The organism is Pseudomonas sp. JUb42, from assembly GCF_024807945.1.
Classification (GTDB): Bacteria; Pseudomonadota; Gammaproteobacteria; order Pseudomonadales; family Pseudomonadaceae; genus Aquipseudomonas.
In genome coordinates, this window is record NZ_JANUFD010000010.1 from 97,480 (window position 1) to 115,899 (window position 18,420).

Genomic DNA, 18,420 nt, shown 5'->3' on the forward strand with positions numbered 1-18,420 from the left:
AATCCTTTGACCGAGAACGGCCTTAAGCGAGCAACTGTGCCCAGTCGAGACGGTTGTCGCGATCCAGAGTGAAGCCCTTGCCGGTCAGGGCCAGGTTCTTGTTGTAGGCCAGGTCATGATCGAACGCCCCAGCCCACTTCTCGCGCAGCGCTGCCAATGCCTGCGGGGCCTCGGGCAGATGACCCGGATGAATGACCTGAACCTTGGGCGTCCACACCGTCAGGAAGCCAAGCTGGCCGACTTTAAGGCACAGATCAACATCGCTGTAGCCGCCGACAAAGCCTTCGTCCAGGCCTTCAACCGCGTCAAACAGCGACTTGCGCACCATCAGGCAAACGCCGGAAACCGCCGAGTAATTCTGTTCAACCAACAAGCGGTTCATGTAACCCGCCGCGTCCCTTGCCGCGCCAACGAACGCCGAGCCGACACCCTCGCGCATGCCGAGGATCAGGCCGGCCTGGGTCGCGACACCGTAGCCATCGATCAGCTTGCCACCGACCACGCCGACTTCCGGACGCTGGGCCTGGTTAAGCAGCAGTTCGAGCCAGTTGGCATTGACCACTTCGCCTTCGTTCTCCAGCAGCACCAGGTATTCGCCCTGAGCATGGGCACAGGCCAGGTTCTGCAGGGCAACGCCGCTGAGGGCCTGTGCACTGCGGATCACCCGCACGCGGCCGCCCTGGCGCTCCAGCGCTTCCAGCCATTGGCTGGCCTCGGCAGACTGCTCGGGATTGGCCGCGATCAGTACCTCATGACGCGAATAACGGGTGCGCAGTTGCACGCCGGTCAGACAGCGTTGCAGTAATTCCAGGTCGTCATCGAGATGCAGAATGATCGACACCAGCGGGCGTTCGGTGTGGCGATAATCCACATGCCAGGTGCCCGGCGCACCGGCGCTGACCTGGGCGCGATAGCCTCGGCCGGTCAGATGACGCAGCAGGGCCTGGCGTTCGTCGGCGTTTTCTTCTTCCAGGCTCTGGGCCTGACAGATCAGCAGCGGCTCGTCCATGTGGGCCAGCCACGACAGGCCGCCCTTCTCGATGATGCGCAGCAGCAGTTCGAATTCCATCGCCTGCTTGAATTCGGCGGAGTAACCACCGGCATCGAGCAACACGTCACGACGAATCAACCAATGGCGGGCCATCAAGCCCGGCGCACTTTGCAGCAGATCAAGGTTGAAGCCAGGGCGCAACACGTCACGCAACGCGCCGTTTTCCTGACGCTGGATCTCGTCCGCCGCCACCGCACGGCACTCCGGCGCGCCCAGCAGTTCCAGACTGGCACGCAACAGACCGGCCTGGGTGAACTGATCACCGGCCTCGACCAGCAGCATCCAGTCGCTGGTGGACTGGCGCACGACCTGATTGAGCTTGTCGATGTAGTTGGCCGGGGTGACCCGGATAAAGTGCAGGGTGTTCTGCGCCGTGGTCAGGGCCAGCGGCTCGCCAGTGGTGAACACAACGATCTTGAACGACTTGCAGTGGCCTTCGACAAGACTGTCCAGGGTGGCCTGCAATTTGTCGATATCGTGGTCCATATCCAGGATCATGATGCCGAATTGCAGTTTGTCCTCGCGCTCGGCCAGGGCAAGGCTGATGGCTTGCGATTGATCCGGCTCGGGAACGCGGGTTTCCAGCCAGCTCAACAGATGGCCCGAAGTCGTCGCCGGGAAACCCTCGCCTTCAAGCGCCTTAGGGATTTCCTGCAGTTGCTCGGACCAACTGCCCAGTTCGTCGGCCAGCCCGCTTTCATCGAATGTTTCCAGGCGCTTGGCCAGGCTGTCGACCACCTGTTGATCGAACGGGTTCTGGTCAAAGGCCTGCCACAGGCGACTGACGATGGTTTCATCGGTGTCGTTGTCATGCAGACGCAACAGCTCGACCTGGCGAACCCAGACGCCTTCGAGTTCTTCGAGCTGCAGGCGGCCGGCCGGCATCGCATGCACGAGGAATTCCATGGCCGTCAGTTGATCGAAAAAGGTCTGGTTGTAAAACGGCATCTCGACATATTGCCGAGGGCCGAACTTGCGGGTCGGGCCGTTAAGCGGATTGGTCCAGGTCGAATCCCAGAGGTATTCCACGGTCAGGCCGACGCGGTTCTGCAGGGACTCCAGCATGACCGCGAAGCTTTCCATGGCAAAGGCCTTGGCCTGCTCAGCGTCCAGGCCCTTGATCGCGGTCGGCTGCTCGGCCAGCCACTCGGCAAATCGCTCGCGTTCGACCACTGAAGCATTATCGGTATGGCCCAGCACAGTCATAACGTCAGTGTTGTGCTCCGAACCGCCGATATTCAGCTCACGCAATACATACGGAATCGGCAGGATCCGCGCCTTGCCATTGGCCAGCATGAAGTAGGCGTGGCCGATTTCGTTCCACTCGAAACGGGTGGCGGGGGGCAGCGAGGAGAACCACTGCAATTGCAGGGAGGTCTTGGTTACCGCATAGAACGGCGGGACGTACTGACTCATGAAATCCAGTACGCGCTCCTGGGGCACAGGCGAGGAGTAATCTTCCTGAACCTGTTTGTCACGCCGGTAGTAACCCACTCGATTGCCGTGAGCCACGTACATCAGGCAGTAGCCGTGGCAGATGCTGTAGTCCGGGTTGCGGCCAAGGAAGTCCACCGATTCGGTCAGGGCATCGAATTGCAGGAAGTCATCGTCGGCGGCGAACACCATGTACGGCGTAGTGATCTGGCTCAGGCCGTAGGTGATCTTGTCCTGAACTGCCGAGTAGGTGAACTGCGGCACATGGCGATAATCGACCTCGGGGTACAGGTCAATGTTTTCCACCGGCGTCGGCGAAGAATCCAGCACCATCAACGTGCAAGGGTAAGCGCTGTAGTAATGGATGGCCCGACGCAGGAAGGCCGACCGATTGTGGCTCAACAGCACAATGGTCAGGCGCTCGCGCAGATATGTCGCATGTTCAGAATCGTAATTGCCTTGCATAACTTTCCCCACAACCGTTCGAATCGGCCCTTATCCGGCCAGACCTGTCTTTTGACTAAACCGACTGCTTATTTGACCCGGCGCAGGTAGCCATCCGGGGCGACCGTGATCAGCAGTTTGTTCTGCATCTCGTAGTCGATTTCAAAGCTGTCGTCTTCCTTGAGGAACTGCCAGACCGCAGTCTTCGGATTGTCGCCATGGCCCCACGGGCGATCCGGGAAAGCGTCGGCCGGCATGTCTTCGACGATGGTGTCCATGACCACGCAGTAGCTGTCTGCGGACACCAGCGGCGAGTACAGGCGCAGTTCTTCGAGAACGTGATCGTGGGTGTGGTTGGAGTCCAGCACGACGATGACTTTCTTGCCGGCGGCAATTTCACGCACCTGCTCGACAGTCGCCAGATCGATACTGGAGCCTTCAATCATGCGGATACGCTTGCTCATCGGGTGCGACTCGATGGCCTCGCGGTTGTGCGGGCGAATATCGCGATCGATGCCCAGCACTTCGCCGTGGCCTTGTAACTCCAGCAACGAGGCGTAGTAGATGATTGAGCCGCCATGGGCGATACCGCACTCGATCACCAGATCCGGCTTGAGGCGCCAGATCAGTTCCTGCATGGCCAGCATGTCCTGGGGCAGCTGGATGATCGGGCGGCCCATCCAGGAATAGTGGTAGGTGTACTTGTGCCGGGCCGACTCGTTATAGAAATCCCGGGCCAGGCCTTGCAGCTTCTGATCGGCACCTTGGGCTGCGATCTCTGCCTTGCATTCAGCCTCGAACTGCTGGGCTACTGTCTTGTTCATTTTTCTGCCTCGACGAAATTAGAAAGAATGGGTGTCCACAGCGTGATAGCTGTAACGGCCGTCCGACATGCGCTTGATCTCTTCCAGGTAACGGGAGTTCATCACAAACAGGTTGGCACCTTCGGGCAGCGTCAGCCGCGCCTCTTCGGGCGAGGACACGCGCAGGCCGCTCAGGGGCAGGTAACGCCCCTGCTTGGCCGGGTTGATATCGATCACCTGATCCACCGCGACACCGGCGCGCTGGAGGAATAACGAATAGATCACGCCCTTGGACGCCGCGCCCCAGATGGCCGAGCCACGCTCCGGCGCCGCCTGAATGATCTGCACGGCGTGCTCGATGCTGTGCAGGAAATCCGTCGGCATCAGCACCCGAGGGCCGGGCTCGAGCGGCGCCTGACGCAGGCTGGCGAGGTCAGCGACCACGTACAGGTACTGGCCGCCGAACAGGTGCCCGGCTTCCAGCACGGTGCCGAACAGGCGGCGGAAATCTTCGATTCGAAAGTAATTCACATGCTCGTAGAACACGTCGAACCACACGCGGTTTTCCAGAATCCAGTCCAGGCATGGCACTTCGATATAGATCAGCCCGCCCTGATTGGCTGCGGCAATCTCGGCGAGGAACGATAGCGGATCGCGGATGTGCTCCAGCACATGACGCATGATCACGGCATCGGCGGTCAGCCCCGAGTCGCGGGTGAACGGCGCCTTGATCACGTCAGGGCTGTCGCCCTCGTAGGCCGGGTCGATGCCGACAATGTCGTAGCCGTGGCCGCGCAGTTGCTCGAGGAAATAGCCTTTGCCGCAGCCGACTTCGATCAGGCTACGGCCACTGAAATGTTTGGCCACCACACCTTCGACGGCTTCCAGATGCGCCTTGAAAGCCGGGGAAAGCGCCTGTTCGTTCTGATAGTCGCTGTCATAACTGAGCAAGTCCGGATCGAAGGCCTGGTTATGCACCAGACCGCTGTGCTCGTCCTGAACCAGCAGCATATCGCCACTGGCCGAAGCCCTGGCTGTCGCAGCGTCGGCGAATGTACGGTTCTGCAAGACCGGCAGGCCCGCGGCGCGGTACAGCTCATAAGCCATGGTCGGCTCCCAGCAACTGATTGAGTAGCGTCGCATCGCCCCAGAACGCCAGGGGTTCATGCACGGAATAAGGATAGTGGCCGAGATTGAGATCAATGGCGCCGCCGCGCTGGCGGATGTGCCCTTCGACCAGTGCGCGTACCGATACCGGCCGACCGCTGCAACAGTTGATCACGCCGTCGAACGCCGGCTGCCGAATCAGCCCGGCCAGACGCGCAGCGGCGTCTTCAATGGCAAGGTAGTCACGCAGCTGCTCACCCGCCGACATGTTGAACGATGCGTCTGCGGCATCGATGGCCCGGTCGAGAGCTGCCAGCAGGCTGTTGGGATTCTGTCCCTGGCCATGCAGGTAAAACAGCCGCGCCCATTGCAGGGTGAACGGCGTCTGCTTCTGCAGGGCCTGGAGAAACAGACGCAGAGTGTTCTTCGCCAACCCGTAGGGATTACCCGGCAAGACCGCCATGGACTCGCTCAGGCAACCATCCTGCATGCCGTACTCGAAACAGGTACCGGTGACCAATACCTGGCCGACACCCGCCTCGACCGCCGCCTTGATAAAGGCATAGTCGGCCGGCAGGTTGTGCTCGAAATGGAACAGCCCCTGATAGTTCGGCAGACCGGGCCAGGCCAGGTGAGCGAGCACATCGATCGCGTCGACCAAGGCGCTGATATCCAGTCCGGCCTTGTGGATATCGGCGGCGATAAATTCCACATCATCGAACCACGGCATGTGCCGGGCTGTTTCGACATTGCGCGCGACCGCACGTACCTTGCAGCCCTGCTTGAGCAAGGCCGCGACCAGATGGCGGCCGACGAAGCCGGTGGCGCCGGTGACGAGCACGTTCATTGAGCGCCTCGCAGCACAAGTTGTGGGAGCGTGGCTTGCCCGCGAAGAACGGTAACGCGGTATACCTGGCTGGCCACACAAACCGATTCGCGGGCAAGCCACGCTCCCACAACAAAGGAGTGTGCCGTCATAACAGCGTCAACTCAGGCACAGCAATCACAAAACGCCCGCCCCATCTGCGTAACTGCGCCTGTTGCTCACTGACTTCATGCAGCAAGTTCCACGGCAGGACCAGCAGGTAATCCGGTTTTTCTTCGGCGATGCGCTCGGGCGAAACCACGGGAATCCGGCTGCCCGGCAGGAACTTGCCCTGCTTGTGCGGGTTGGCGTCGGCGACCCAGGCCAGCAGGTCCGGCTTGACCCCGGCATAGTTGAGCAGGGTATTGCCCTTGGCCGCCGCGCCGTAACCGGCGACGCGCTTGCCTTCGGCCTTGGCCTGCAGCAGGAAGTTCAACAGTTGGTGCTTGATGCGCTCGGCAGCAGGCGCCAGGGTGGCGTAGAACGCCGTCGTCATGACCCCGGCCTCACGCTCTTCATCGAGCAGCGCCTGCACAGCGGCTTGTACCGGACGGCTCTGGTCATGCAGCCCCAGGCCGTCAAGACGCAACGGCTCGACGCGCTGGACAAACACCCGCAGCGATCCGCCATGGGTCGACAGGAGACTGACGTCGAAGACTTCCAGGCCATTGCGCTCGCACAAGGTCTTCACTGCGGTCAACGACAGGTAGGAATAGTGCTCGTGGTACAGGGTATCGAACTGATGATCGGCCATCAGCGACAACAGGTGCGGAAATTCGAAGGTCGCAACGCCCGTGGGCTTGAGCAACGTCGCGAAGCCCCGCAGGAAATCGTTGATATCCGGGACATGGGCGAGCACGTTGTTGGCCGCCATCAGGTCGGCGGACCAACCGTCACTGACCAGGCTTTCGGCCGCTTCACGGCCGAAAAACACTTCGCGAATCTCCAGGCCCTTGTCCCGCGCCGCCGCTGCGGTGCTGCGGGTCGGCTCGATGCCCAGGCATGGAATATTGCGCGCGGCCACGTATTGCAGCAGGTAGCCGTCGTTGGCGGCGATTTCCACGACACGGCTGTCGGCGCCGAGGCCGAAGCGCTCAACCATTTCGTCGACATAACGCTCGGCATGGGCCAGCCAAGAGCTGGAATAGGAACTGAAATACGCATAATCGGCGTCGAACAGACTTTCCGCGCTGGTGTAGTCCTCGGTCTGCACCAGCCAGCACTGCTCGCAAACCCCGACTTTCAGCGGCACCCACTGCTCGGCCTGGCTCAGTTGCTCGGCACGCAGATAGGCATTGGAAGGCGGCGAAGTGCCCAGGTCGATCAAAGGCAACGTCAGATGGGCGCCACAACCTCGGCAATTCATACACGCACTCCAGCAAAATTCGCGTCCAGCAGCGGATGACCGGCATCGCGCGCCGACAAATTCTTGACGTCCAGCGGCCACTCAATGGCCAGCCGTGGGTCCAGGGGCGACAGACCGCCCTCATGCTCCGGCGCATAGTCGGCGCTGTGCAGGTAGAGCAACTCGGCATCGTCGGTCAGGGTCTGGAAACCATGGGCAAAACCGGCGGGCAATAACAGACTCCGACCGTCCCCGGCTTCCAGGCGTTCAGCGTGCCAGCGCAGGAAGGTCGGCGAATCCGGGTTCAGATCCACCGCCACATCCCATACCGCGCCGCGCAGGCAGGTGATCAGCTTGGCTTCTGGCTGGGCAGCGGTCTGGTAATGCAGCCCGCGCACACTGCCCTGCTCACGGGTCACCGAATGATTGATCTGGCGGATATGAAAATCGCGGCCGAACGCGCTCAGGCTGCCCTCGCAGAACAACCGCGAGAACTGCCCGCGCGCGTCGGCGTGGCGCTTGTGCTGCAGGCTGAACAAGCCGGGTAACGGCAAAGCCTGCAAGTGCAGGTCACTCATGAATGCTCCCGGTACAGGTCCAGTTGCTCCAGGGTGAAAGCGCGCATGTCTTGCCCGGCCTGCCAGGCCAGGTGCCAGTCCAGGGTGTGACGCAGGCAGTCCTGCAGCGACCAGCGCGGCTTCCAGTCAAGACGCTGACGGGCGCGGCTGCTATCCAGGCGTAACAGCCCGGCTTCGTGCAGATCACTGCTTTCGACCTTGAGGCCCGGCGCGTCCGGCCAGCGCTCGGCGAGTGTCGAGACCACCTGGCCGACGCTGCACATGTCGTTGTCACCGGGGCCGAAGTTCCAGGCGCCGGCATAGTCCGGACCGTGCTCATAGAGCGCCGCAGCCAGTTGCAGATAACCAGCCAAAGGCTCCAGCGCATGCTGCCAGGGGCGTACGGCCTGTGGGTAACGCAAGGTCACCGGCTCTCCTGCGGACCAGGCCTTGAGCACGTCGGGAATCAAGCGCTCCGGGGCGAAGTCCCCACCGCCCAGCACATTGCCCGCTCGCGCCGTGGCCAGGGCCAGGCCGTGCTCGGCGTACTTGTCAGCCGGGAAGAATGACGCCGCATAAGATTGTGCCAACAGCTCGCAGCAGGCTTTGCTGCTGCTGTAAGGGTCGTGACCGCCGAGAGGTTCGTTTTCACGGTACGGCCACAACCATTCCTGATTGGCGTAGACCTTGTCGGTGGTCACCAGTACGCAGGCACGCACGCCGCCGACCTGACGAATCGCTTCGAGCAGGTTGAGGGTACCCATGACGTTACTGGAATAGGTGCCCAGCGGATCGCGATAACCTTCACGCACCAATGGCTGGGCCGCCAGATGCAGGACGATTTCCGGCTGCGCTTCGGCGATCAGCTCGAGCAAGGCGCCGAGGTCGCGCAGGTCACCGCGTTGATCGTCGATGCCCTCCTCGACCCGGGCCAGTTCATACAGATTCGGCTCGGTATTCGGTGCCAGGGCAAAGCCCGTCACCTGAGCACCCAGGCTTTGCAGCCAGAGCGTCAACCAACTGCCCTTGAAGCCGGTATGGCCGGTCAGCAGGACGCGCTTGCCCTGCCAGAACGCGGCGGTCAGTCCCATTGTTTCCATGGGGCCTCCCCTTTCTGCCAGAGGTCTTCGAGGTAATTCTTGTCACGCAGGGTGTCCATGGGGTGCCAGAAACCCTCGTGCTGGAAGGCGCGCAGCTGATCCTGCTCGGCGAGTTTGATCAGCGGACTGGCTTCCCAGGTGGTGCTGTCGTCGTCGATCAATGGCAGCACTTCGGGCGACAGAACAAAGAAGCCGCCGTTGATCCAGCCGCCGTCGCCACGGGGTTTTTCGGTGAAGCCCAGCACCCGGTCGCCGTCACGATCCAGCGCGCCGTAGCGTCCCGGCGGCTGTACCGCCGTGACGGTGGCATGTTTGCCGTGCTGCAGATGGAAATTGACCAGGGCACTGATATTCAAGTCAGAGACGCCGTCGCCGTAGGTAAAGCAGAAGGCTTCTTCGTTTTCCAGATAGCGCCGCGCACGCAGCAGGCGGCCGCCGGTCATGGTTTCTTCACCGGTGTCGATCAGGGTGACGCGCCAGGGTTCGCTGTAGTTCTGGTGTACGTCCATGCGGTTGTTGCGCATGTCGAACGTCACGTCGGAGGTGTGCAGGAAATAGTTGGCGAAGAAGTCCTTGATGGCATAACCCTTGTAGCCCAGGCAGATCACGAAATCATGGATACCGTGAGCCGAGTACTGCTTCATGATGTGCCAGAGAATTGGCTTGCCGCCAATTTCGATCATGGGCTTGGGTTTGAGATGCGACTCTTCGCTGATGCGAGTACCGAGACCACCCGCGAGAATGACTACCTTCATCTGGTTCCCTTCTTGTTCCACAGCACCCAGCCAACTCCATGTCGAGCAGCACACGCCGGAAAAACGGCACGGCACTCGCCAGTGCGCGACGGAAATGCACGATTTATGGCGATCTTTGGGGAACTTGCAGGAAACGCGCCAGCTCGGATTGCCCGAACCTTGAGATCAATATGCACGACAGGCGCAAATGAATTGTGGGAGCGGATTCATTCGCGAATGAATTGGCTCCCACAGTTCGCCCCCATCAGATGTTTCTGCGGGACAGAGATGATTAATCCGCAGCCCTGATCAGTCTTCCAGCCACCCATGCACCCAGTGGTGCAGATTGTCGCCCCGCAGCATGAAGTCGCGATGCACAGCCTCACGCAGTTGGTCACCCATGCGATAGCTGGCCTCGGGATCGGCCAGGTGCATGCGAATGGCCTGAATCCATTCCTCGGTACTGTTAGTCATGACCCGCGTGCAAGGCAGGAAGTCCTGATAAGCCCGGGTGTTGGTGCACACCACCGGAAAGCCGCAGGCACCGTATTCCAGCAGGCGCAGGTTGCTCTTGCAGTCATTGAACAGGTGGAATTCCAGCGGGGCCACGGCCAGATCGAGGTTCAGGCTGGCCAGTTTCGCCGGGTAGCTGGCCAGGGGAATCGAGCCATGAAACTCATGGACATACGGCCGCAGCTTGTCTGGACACATGCCGAAGAACACCCACTCGACTTCGTCGGCCAGCTCGCGCACTACGTCAGCAATGATCTCCAGATCGCCGGTGTGGCTGGTGCCGCCGCCCCAACCGACCCGAGGCTTTTTCGCCATACGCCGCTTGCCGCGCAGGTGCTCCCACATTTTCGGCGCGAGCATATTGGGAACCACACGGATGTCGTGGTGCATCGATGACAGCGCATCGCCCAGCGCCGGCGTCGACACGACCACGCGATCACACAGGGCGATGGCTTCACGCATGTATTTGCCGGTTTCAGGAGGCATGCCACGGGCGTGGGCATTCTTCTTCGGCACGTCGATCACATAGTCGTCCAGCTCATAGATGCGCCGGGCATTGGAATAACGCTTGAGGGATTCGACCTCGCCTACCGAGCCATCGCCATAGCGGCCCTGGAACACGACAACGTCAGGAGAATGACGCTCGATCTCATGCAACGGCGGCAACTCGTAGGTAATCCGGCCAACGATGCGGCCTACCGCTTCCAGCTCGATAAAAGGCTGCACCACGCGATAGTGGCCGATAGCCGAGGTATTGATAGGCAGGGCCAGGACAAAGGGCAACGAATGCCGGGTGAACGGGCTCCAGCCGCTGCGCAGGCCCGGCTCCAGGTTGAAACTGCTGCCGGTGAGCTTGAGGTTGGTGTTGTAGGCCGGGTCGCGGGCGATGATCGGCATCCAGCGTTCATAAACGGCTTTCTGCTCCTCGACCTGGCGCTGATAACGAGCCAGATCATCCTCGGGCGTCGGACGGGCACCGATGACCATCTGCGCGTAAGGGGTCCAGACCACCAGATGACCACTGCGGCGGATGCGCAGACACAGGTCCACGCCCCACAGCACTTCGCTGAACCCCTCGTCCATCCCACCCAATTGCTCGAACAGCGGCTTGTGCACGATCAGGCAGTCAGTGCCCACGGCGCTCAGGTCATGGTCGATCTGCAAGCGCTGCATGTATCCATCGGCCCGCGCCGACTCGCCGAAAAAGTGCAGCCCGGCCGGCCCCTGCAGCCCAAGGGTCATGCCGGCGTGAATGACCACGCCATCGGGGTTGAACCATTTGCCTGAAACCGCGCCGACCTCGGCACGCTGAGCATGGTTGAGCAAGGCGTCCAGCCACTGGGGCTGGGTGATCACGGCATACGGCGTGAGCATCAGCAGGTACTCACCGCGAGCCTGCTGCGCGCCCAGGTTGTAGAGCTGTGCGGCGTTGTCGGACGCGGGGGTGTAGATAACCCGCACCTTGTCGCCACCCACCTGGGCCATGCTTTCAAGCCAGGCGCAGGCATCGGCCGAGGTGCTGCCGTTGTCGATAATGAGAATTTCGTAATGGCTGTAGGCGGTTTTCTCCAGCAGCAGCTCGACACAGCGCTGCAGGGCCGCAAGCTGGTCCTTGTGCTGGATCAGGATCGACACCAGCGGCCGCGCCGCGTGCTGATAGTCGATACGGTTGATCAACGGCAACGTGCCGCGCTGCATGTGGAATTCGATACCGCAGCGCTGCAAGTGATTGCCGACGATGTCGGCATTGAGCGCTGGCAGTTCAGGCTGCGCCAGCCATTGCAGGAAGCTGAATTGCGATGACACCAGGACTTCCGCGACCCGCTCGACCACATCGGCATCGGCCCGCTCGATCATCCGCCACAACGCGTCATGAGCCGCCAGAATCGTATGTTCCACGGCAAAACCGCCGGCCGCCAGGAACGGTTCACGGCGCAGCGCCATGAGCCGACCGATATAGGGGTAACTGCGCAGGAAGTCGAGGTTGAAGTCCGGCTTGAATACCGGCTGCGACGACTCGCCATCAAGCAAGGCATCTTCGTCGCTGTACAAGCACTGCAGCTGCGGGTTGTTGACGATGCGGTCGGCCAACACCAGCAGCGCCGTGTCGATCAGGCGGTCGCCAGCGCGCAGCAGGTAGAACCAGTCCGCACCGTCGAGCTGCGGCAGGATGCCATTGATCTGGGCCAGGCCATCGTCCTGCAGGGGCAGGCTGAAAATGTGCCCGTCGAGACCGCCTTCAGTACAAGTGGCCGAGAGCACCAAAATCAGTTCCGGCGGATAGTGTTGCGCCGCCAGGCTGTCCAGGGTGATGTTCAAGGCCGCATTGGCGTTGCCGTCATTGATGATGATCGGCACGATTTTCGGCTGGCTTGGCCAACTGGCCAGGGTGTCCGGCAGCAGCTTGAGCTGCACCGCGCTCATGCAGCGACACGCCAGCCACTGGGCGTAGACCTCGGCGAAACTATCGCTGGACGTGCCCACCCGCATCGGGATGAGCGCCTGACGATTACCCAGGTTGCGGTTCAGCGCCAGCTCTTGCCACTCGCGTGCGCCGCCCCCGGCGTTATCGAGGGTGACAAAACGCGCCCAGCCCTTGGCCGGTGCGTCCTCGCCACTGCGTGCCTTGAGCATTTCGACCAACAGGTCGAGCTCGTCAGGCACCAGTACACGCGCTTCCTGAAGGTGGCTGAGGCGCTCGGCATGAACCCGCTCGGCGCTGAGGATGGTATTGAGCATCGCCACGTTGCCCCGGCGCAGCAGGCAGACATACAGCGCAAGGTCGATCATTGCGGTGAAGCCGGGCGTGGACTCGATCAGCGCCGGCAAGAAGTCCTGCACATCGGCCCGACGCAACAGCCCGCTGCTCAGGCCGCCCAGGACGTTGAACGGAAAGCCCTCGAACAGCGACAGCAGGTCATCGCCCTTGAAAATCCCGGCGGTGTACAACAGTGGCGTGTTTTCCAGGCGCTGAGGCAACTGGATATCTTCAGCGTCCCAGATAAAACGCTGGGCAAACGCCATGGTGACATCGGGATGCTCGATCAGCAGCTCAGCCTGCATTTTGACGCAGGCCGGAAACAACAGGTCGTCATCGCAGAGAAACTTGATGTACTCGCCCGACGCCTCGTTCAGACACGCCAGCAAGTTGCCGGTAAACCCCAGGCGCTGCGGGTTGCGCACGTAACGCAAGGGCACTTCGCAGCCAACCGTCAGGCGCTCGACGATGTCCTGGATCTCATCACCGCGGCTGTCATCACAGATAACCACTTCAATATTGGGGTAGCTCTGCACAATGGCGCTGTGCAGCGCTTTCTGGAAAAAGCGGGCGTGATAGGCGGGGATGACGATGCTGACGAGAGGCACTGAATTCACGGCGGGGGACTCACGAGCGGCGGGCACTCACTCAAACGAGTGAGCACCCCTTAACCGCTGAAAAAGAAAACGGTCGATGCTCGGTCAAACCAGGCAACGCCTGTTACAGCTTGCTGAACAGGTTCAGCGAGGACATGCGGGTGAACACCAGTTGCGAGGCGGTCAGCATGGTTTGCTGCAGGGTCAGGCGGGCAATCGACTCCACAGGGTCGGCGTTGACGATATCCGCCTGCTCCAGGGAGTTGTTGCTCGACAGCGAATCGTTGGTCGTCCCCTGGTCGGTGGCGGCGTTCTGCCGTGCACCACCTGCTGAAATGGTCGAACCGAGCTGCTCCATAGCGCTCTTGACGTTACCCAGAGCCGAGTCCATGGCGGCACGCAGCGCCTGGGTAGCCGTCACGTTACCGTCAGCCGGAGTCGACAGCGCCTTGACCGCCGCGCCCAGGGTGTTGAGCACGTTCTGGGTCTGGGTGGTGTTGGCCTGTACCGAGAACTGATCGGTGCCCCGCGGGGTGCCGGCCAGGGTAAAGGTCACGCCTGCCGCGGTGGCGGTAGGCGGCGTACCTGTGATGGTCCCGGTGCCCACTGGCGTGGCGCCGGCCACATAAGGCGCGGCATACAGGCTGAAGGTGGTGCTCGGGTCAGTCGCCAGGGCCGGAGGCGCAGGCGAATCGAAACGCAGGACCGCGCCACCACCGGCCGGGAAGGCGTTGTTGTAGGCGGTCTGGTTACTCACGGCAACCTGGGAAACCACAGTGGTGCTCGGGTTACCGGCGCTTCGGGTGGTCGACACGCTGCTGGGCGTCAGGCTCAGGCTGAAGGAGTGCGGCGCGACCGGCGGCACAGCGCTCGGGTCACCGGCCAGGGCCAGACTCTCGGCCGCCGGGCTGGCTTTTTCGGCATCGGTCAGGTTGATGTTCAGGTTCAGTTCCAGGCCACGGAAGGTAATGGTCTGGTTGCTGGCGTTGGCCGGGTTGAAGGCACCGCCCTGACTGGCCTCTGTGGTCACGTCATTGCCAGCGGAGTCGACGATCTTCAGCTGGCTGCCGCTGGTAAAGGTGATTGCGTAGGGCTGGCCCTGGGCAAACGAAGCCTGGTACGCCGAGGCGTTGGTCACGATACCGCCGGACAGCACGGCCTTGCCGTCGTCGGCGCCGGTGCCGGTCCAGGTAGTGGCCGTACGGGTAGTGTTGACCGCCTGCTCAAAGGCATCCCAACCGGTGGAGTTGCTGGCCAGGGAAATACCATCACCCACCGACAGCTTGATCTGGGTCTGGTCGCCCTGATAGCTGTAGGTGCCATCCGCGCCCATGACGTAAGGTGGCGTCTTGGCCTTGGAGCCGGAGAAAATGTAGTCGCCGTTGGCGTCCTGGCTGTTCATCAGGCCCAGTACGGTCGCCTGGATCTGCGCCAGCTCATCGGCATTGGCTTTGCGGTCGGCGTCGGTCTTGGCACCGGTGCTGGCGTCGATAATCAGTTCCTGCGCACGCTGCAGGGAATTCTGAATACCAGTCATCGCCGTTTCCGCCTGGGTGGCGTTCTGGTTGATGGTATTGATATTGGTCTTGTACTGGCTCAACAGGGCATTCTGCTGAGTCAGTTGCAGGGAGCGGGCCGCGCCGACCGGATCATCCGCCGCTGTGTTGAGCTTGACCTGGCTCGACACTTCCTGGTTGGTGGCGATGACGTTGGCGTAGTTGCGCTGATAGTTGGCAGCGCTGACTTCGTAAAACTGTGCAGTTGAAATACGCATGTCTACGACTCCTTAAAGACTGTTGATCAGCGTGCTGAAAATGGTTTGTGCGGCCTTGATGATCTGCGACGAAGCGGTGTAGTACTGCTGGTACTTGACCAGGTTGGCCGCTTCTTCATCGAGGGACACGCCCGACACGCCGTCACGTGCTGCCTTGGCGCTGGCAACCACGGCGGTGGTCGCCGTGACATCGCTCTTGCCCTGGGCAGCCTTGGAACCGGTACTGGATACCAGCGCACCATAGGCGCCGGACATGCTGTTGCCCGTGCCGGCCGCGCCGATATTGACCGTGGATTTGGTTTGCAGCGCCAGCACAGCGCTGGAGTTACGGTTGTCGGCCGAGCCGGCGGCGGTCAGGCCGATGGTAAAGGTGTCGTTGGCAGTCGGCGAGCCGGTCACCGTGGTGCTGATGGACAGGGTCTGCTTGGCACTGGCCGAGTCGGTGTAGCCCAGGTCGAAGGTCAGGGTGTTGCTCTGACCCGGAACGATGGTGCCGGTAATGGCGACCGCAGGCGTGGCGTTGTTCATGACCGCGTTGCCCTTGGCATCCAGCAGACTGTAGGGCTGGGTACCGTCGGCGGCGACCGCACCGAACACCACACGCATCGGCGTTGCGCCCTTGAGAGCGTTCTGCAGGTCGGTGGTGGCGGTAGGGTTGTAGATATTGGCCTGGGTGTTGACCACCGGCTGGGTAAACCCTGAATTACCCTGGTTGGCACCGCTGGTCGAACCGGTCAATGGCGCCGCAGCCGCGATGTCCTTGGGATCGGTCATGACCGTGGTGATACCGGCCGCCGCATTGCGGGTCGGTGTCACCTTGAAGGTATCGCCCGCCTGCAACGGAGTCGCCGATGGCGTCTGCAGGGCGAGCTGGAAGCCGTCGAAGGATTTCGGCGGGTTATCGCTGATCTTGCCGGTACCGACCAGCGCACCATTGGGCAGCGAGCGCACGGTGTAGTTGTCGGAGTCGGAGAACACCACCGAGTAGTCACTGGCGGTCAGTTTGCTGGTGTCGCTGATCTTCACATCCAGGTTGCTGGAGCCCGCCGTGTTGCCGACCTTGCCGATACTGCGCTGGCTGGTCATGCTCGGATCGTTGATGCTCTTGAACAGGGCGGTGCCGAAGTCACCGTTGGCATCGATACCCTGCTGCAACTGGCTGTTGACTGTATCGGACAGCGCCAGGGCCACCTGGCCCAGCTGGTTGACCGCAGGCGTCAGTACGTCGCTGCGATAACGCAACAGGCCGCCCATGCTGCCGCCGCTGACCACCGAACTGACATCCGTGGTGTTACCGGCGCCGTAGCTGATCTTCACGGCGAACTGGGTCGGATCGTCAGTGCTCGGGCCGGTGCTCATCTGGAAGGATGTAGTACCACTGACCAGAGACTGGCCGTTGCCGACATAAACGTCGTAGTTACCGTTGTTTTCCACCACCTTGGCGCCAACCAGTTCGTTGAGCGAACGTACCGCTTCGTTACGCGCATCGAGCAGGCTGTTGGGGTTGGTGCCGCCGGCCGACGATGCAGTGATCTGCTTGTTCAGGCTGGCAATGGACGCGGCGATGGAGTTGATCTGGTTGACCTGGTCGGTCAACTGAGTGTTGATGGTCGAATTCTGATCGCTCAATTGCGAAGACATCGAATTCAAACGCGCGGTCAGGGCCTGAGACGTGGTCAGGAACTGCGAACGGGCGTTGCTATCGGTGGCCGACGTCCCGACCGCCTGCATCTGGCTGAAGAAGGTCGCCAGCGTATTGGCGATACCGGTACTGGTATCGGACAACAGGCTGTCGGTCTTGCTGGCCTGGGCGGAATACGCCGTGGCATCAGCACCCAATGCCGTGGTCGATTGCAATTGGCTGTCAAGGTAGCTGTTGTAGATGCGTCGCACATCAGACAACGTGGTGCCGGTACCGATGTAGCCGATACCGATGCCGATGTTCTGCTGCGCAGAGGCAGTCGTCATCACCTGCTGACGCGAGTAACCTGCGGTATCCACGTTCGCCGTGTTGTTACCGATGGTGTTGATCGCCGCACTACTGGCAGTCAGCCCTGAGAGCCCAATTGAAATCAGTGACATGATTCAAGCCTTATAAAGTCGTGGAAGAGCCCGGTGCTGCTGCGTAGTTCTGGTAACTCTTCATCTGCTTGGCAATTTGCGAAATCTTGCTGGCGTAGTCCGGATCGGTCGCGTAGCCAGCCTTCTGCAACTCTTTTACAAACTGTTCTGGGTTATCGGCCGCTTTCACCACACCTTGATAGCGATTGTTGTTTTGCAACAGGCTGACCAGGTCATGGAAGCTGTCGGCATAGGTGGTGTACGAGCGGAAGTCCGCTGTTTCTTTGACCATCTTGCCGTCGCGGAATTCGCTGGTAATGGCGCGCGCCTCGGGGCCTTGCCAACTGCCCTGGGCCTTGATGCCGAACAGGTTGTGGCTGCTGCTGCCATCCTGGGCGCGCATGATCGATTTGCCCCAACCGGTTTCCAGCGCCGCCTGGGCGACCAGTACCGTCGGGTCGACGCCAATCCGCGCAGCCGCGTCCTTGGCCAGGGGCAGCATGGTTGCCACGAATTCGTCGTGATTGCTGAACGCACGCTTGGCCGGCGCCAAAGGCGGCTGGGCAATGGTGCGCTCGTAACGTTTGTCGGTGCCGGCCAGGGTCGGGTCCGAAGTCCAGTCGCCATTTCTGCGCGCAGGCATATTGATGCGGTTTGCCTGGACGTTGGCACGCGCCGCCTGATCGACGATCTCGCCCGTGCTCGGCACGATTCCGGCCAACAGGCGATCGGTCAGCGAGCTTGGCAGCGACAGACGGCGGGCGTTGAGCGCTGCCATGTCGTTGCGTGGCACGCCGGACGCCGCCGCAGCCTGATCCGCCGCCGAAGAGCGGGTCGCCCACAGCGGACGTTGATAAATACCGGTAGCCAGGCCCGTCTTCGGTGCCGTGGTCTGGGTTTCGCCTGCGGCATCGCTTGGCGCTGCGGGCGCGGTCTGGACACCCTTGGTCTTGGACAACTGGCGCATCAGCACGTCTTGCAGGCCGATACCGTTACCCCGCGTCGACAGGGTCACCGCCAGTTGCTGGTCGTACATTTCCTGATACTGGCGCGACTCCGAGGTATTCAGCGGATTGTCCTTGGCCAGCACTTCGTTGGCTGAACGCATGGCCTTGAGCATCTGGCTGACGAACAGTGACTCGAATTCCTGGGCAACCTTCTTCAGGTTGCCTTCGCTGTCCCGATCGCCGTTCTTCAGCGCCGCCAGGCGATTGAGGTCGGTGTACGCCCCCGAATCGACCGGGGAAGTCACGCTGTTTTTAGGCATATCCATGGACG

At 61.4% G+C, this 18,420-nt stretch carries 12 protein-coding genes; all 12 read right to left on the reverse strand.

Annotated features, from left to right (window positions below; all coding sequences use genetic code 11):
- Window positions 1–22 precede the first annotated feature (22 nt).
- On the reverse strand, window positions 23–2,950 hold the full coding sequence (locus M2401_RS20320) for a TIGR00180 family glycosyltransferase (RefSeq protein WP_259105487.1): 2,928 nt from the start codon (window positions 2,948–2,950) through the stop codon (window positions 23–25).
- A gap of 68 nt (window positions 2,951–3,018) precedes the next feature.
- Complete coding sequence (locus M2401_RS20325; protein ID WP_259105489.1) at window positions 3,019–3,753, reverse strand: cephalosporin hydroxylase family protein; 735 nt, start codon at window positions 3,751–3,753, stop codon at window positions 3,019–3,021.
- 18 nt (window positions 3,754–3,771) lie between these two features.
- A complete protein-coding gene (locus M2401_RS20330; RefSeq protein ID WP_259105490.1) occupies window positions 3,772–4,839 on the reverse strand; it encodes a class I SAM-dependent methyltransferase in 1,068 nt (355 codons plus the stop codon).
- A complete protein-coding gene (locus tag M2401_RS20335; RefSeq protein WP_259105491.1) occupies window positions 4,829–5,686 on the reverse strand; it encodes an NAD(P)-dependent oxidoreductase in 858 nt (285 codons plus the stop codon). Before M2401_RS20335 ends, M2401_RS20330 begins: the two co-directional genes overlap by 11 nt.
- A 127-nt stretch (window positions 5,687–5,813) precedes the next feature.
- A complete protein-coding gene (locus tag M2401_RS20340) occupies window positions 5,814–7,070 on the reverse strand; it encodes a class I SAM-dependent methyltransferase (RefSeq protein ID WP_259105493.1) in 1,257 nt (418 codons plus the stop codon).
- A complete protein-coding gene (locus M2401_RS20345; protein WP_259105495.1) occupies window positions 7,067–7,627 on the reverse strand; it encodes a dTDP-4-dehydrorhamnose 3,5-epimerase family protein in 561 nt (186 codons plus the stop codon). The genes M2401_RS20340 and M2401_RS20345 overlap by 4 nt, the downstream gene beginning before the upstream one ends.
- On the reverse strand, window positions 7,624–8,706 hold the full coding sequence (gene rfbG / locus M2401_RS20350; protein ID WP_259105497.1) for a CDP-glucose 4,6-dehydratase: 1,083 nt from the start codon (window positions 8,704–8,706) through the stop codon (window positions 7,624–7,626). Before rfbG ends, M2401_RS20345 begins: the two co-directional genes overlap by 4 nt.
- The gene (gene rfbF, locus M2401_RS20355; RefSeq protein ID WP_259105499.1) at window positions 8,688–9,461 is read right to left on the reverse strand and encodes a glucose-1-phosphate cytidylyltransferase; all 774 of its coding nucleotides are present in this window, start codon (window positions 9,459–9,461) and stop codon (window positions 8,688–8,690) included. Before rfbF ends, rfbG begins: the two co-directional genes overlap by 19 nt.
- A 288-nt stretch (window positions 9,462–9,749) precedes the next feature.
- Window positions 9,750–13,328, reverse strand: coding sequence for a glycosyltransferase (locus M2401_RS20360; protein WP_259105501.1), 3,579 nt, complete (start codon window positions 13,326–13,328; stop codon window positions 9,750–9,752).
- Between the two features lie 103 nt (window positions 13,329–13,431).
- The gene (locus M2401_RS20365) at window positions 13,432–15,081 is read right to left on the reverse strand and encodes a flagellar hook-associated protein 3 (protein ID WP_259105503.1); all 1,650 of its coding nucleotides are present in this window, start codon (window positions 15,079–15,081) and stop codon (window positions 13,432–13,434) included.
- Between the two features lie 12 nt (window positions 15,082–15,093).
- Window positions 15,094–17,163, reverse strand: a complete 2,070-nt coding sequence (gene flgK, locus M2401_RS20370) for a flagellar hook-associated protein FlgK (protein ID WP_259105505.1) — start codon at window positions 17,161–17,163, stop codon at window positions 15,094–15,096.
- A 10-nt stretch (window positions 17,164–17,173) separates the two neighbouring features.
- Window positions 17,174–18,415, reverse strand: a complete 1,242-nt coding sequence (gene flgJ / locus M2401_RS20375) for a flagellar assembly peptidoglycan hydrolase FlgJ (protein WP_259105507.1) — start codon at window positions 18,413–18,415, stop codon at window positions 17,174–17,176.
- Between the last annotated feature and the right edge of the window lie 5 nt (window positions 18,416–18,420).

What these genes read in the sequence shown, in the direction of transcription:
- M2401_RS20330 (WP_259105490.1), bottom strand. Translation starts at nt 4,839, where the DNA reads ATGGCTTATGAGCTGTACCGCGCCGCGGGCCTGCCGGTCTTGCAGAAC.
- rfbG (WP_259105497.1), bottom strand. Translation starts at nt 8,706, where the DNA reads ATGGAAACAATGGGACTGACCGCCGCGTTCTGGCAGGGCAAGCGCGTC.
- M2401_RS20345 (WP_259105495.1), bottom strand. Translation starts at nt 7,627, where the DNA reads ATGAGTGACCTGCACTTGCAGGCTTTGCCGTTACCCGGCTTGTTCAGC.
- M2401_RS20325 (WP_259105489.1), bottom strand. Translation starts at nt 3,753, where the DNA reads ATGAACAAGACAGTAGCCCAGCAGTTCGAGGCTGAATGCAAGGCAGAG.
- M2401_RS20335 (WP_259105491.1), bottom strand. Translation starts at nt 5,686, where the DNA reads ATGAACGTGCTCGTCACCGGCGCCACCGGCTTCGTCGGCCGCCATCTG.
- M2401_RS20365 (WP_259105503.1), bottom strand. Translation starts at nt 15,081, where the DNA reads ATGCGTATTTCAACTGCACAGTTTTACGAAGTCAGCGCTGCCAACTAT.
- M2401_RS20320 (WP_259105487.1), bottom strand. Translation starts at nt 2,950, where the DNA reads ATGCAAGGCAATTACGATTCTGAACATGCGACATATCTGCGCGAGCGC.
- M2401_RS20340 (WP_259105493.1), bottom strand. Translation starts at nt 7,070, where the DNA reads ATGAATTGCCGAGGTTGTGGCGCCCATCTGACGTTGCCTTTGATCGAC.
- rfbF (WP_259105499.1), bottom strand. Translation starts at nt 9,461, where the DNA reads ATGAAGGTAGTCATTCTCGCGGGTGGTCTCGGTACTCGCATCAGCGAA.
- flgJ (WP_259105507.1), bottom strand. Translation starts at nt 18,415, where the DNA reads ATGGATATGCCTAAAAACAGCGTGACTTCCCCGGTCGATTCGGGGGCG.
- flgK (WP_259105505.1), bottom strand. Translation starts at nt 17,163, where the DNA reads ATGTCACTGATTTCAATTGGGCTCTCAGGGCTGACTGCCAGTAGTGCG.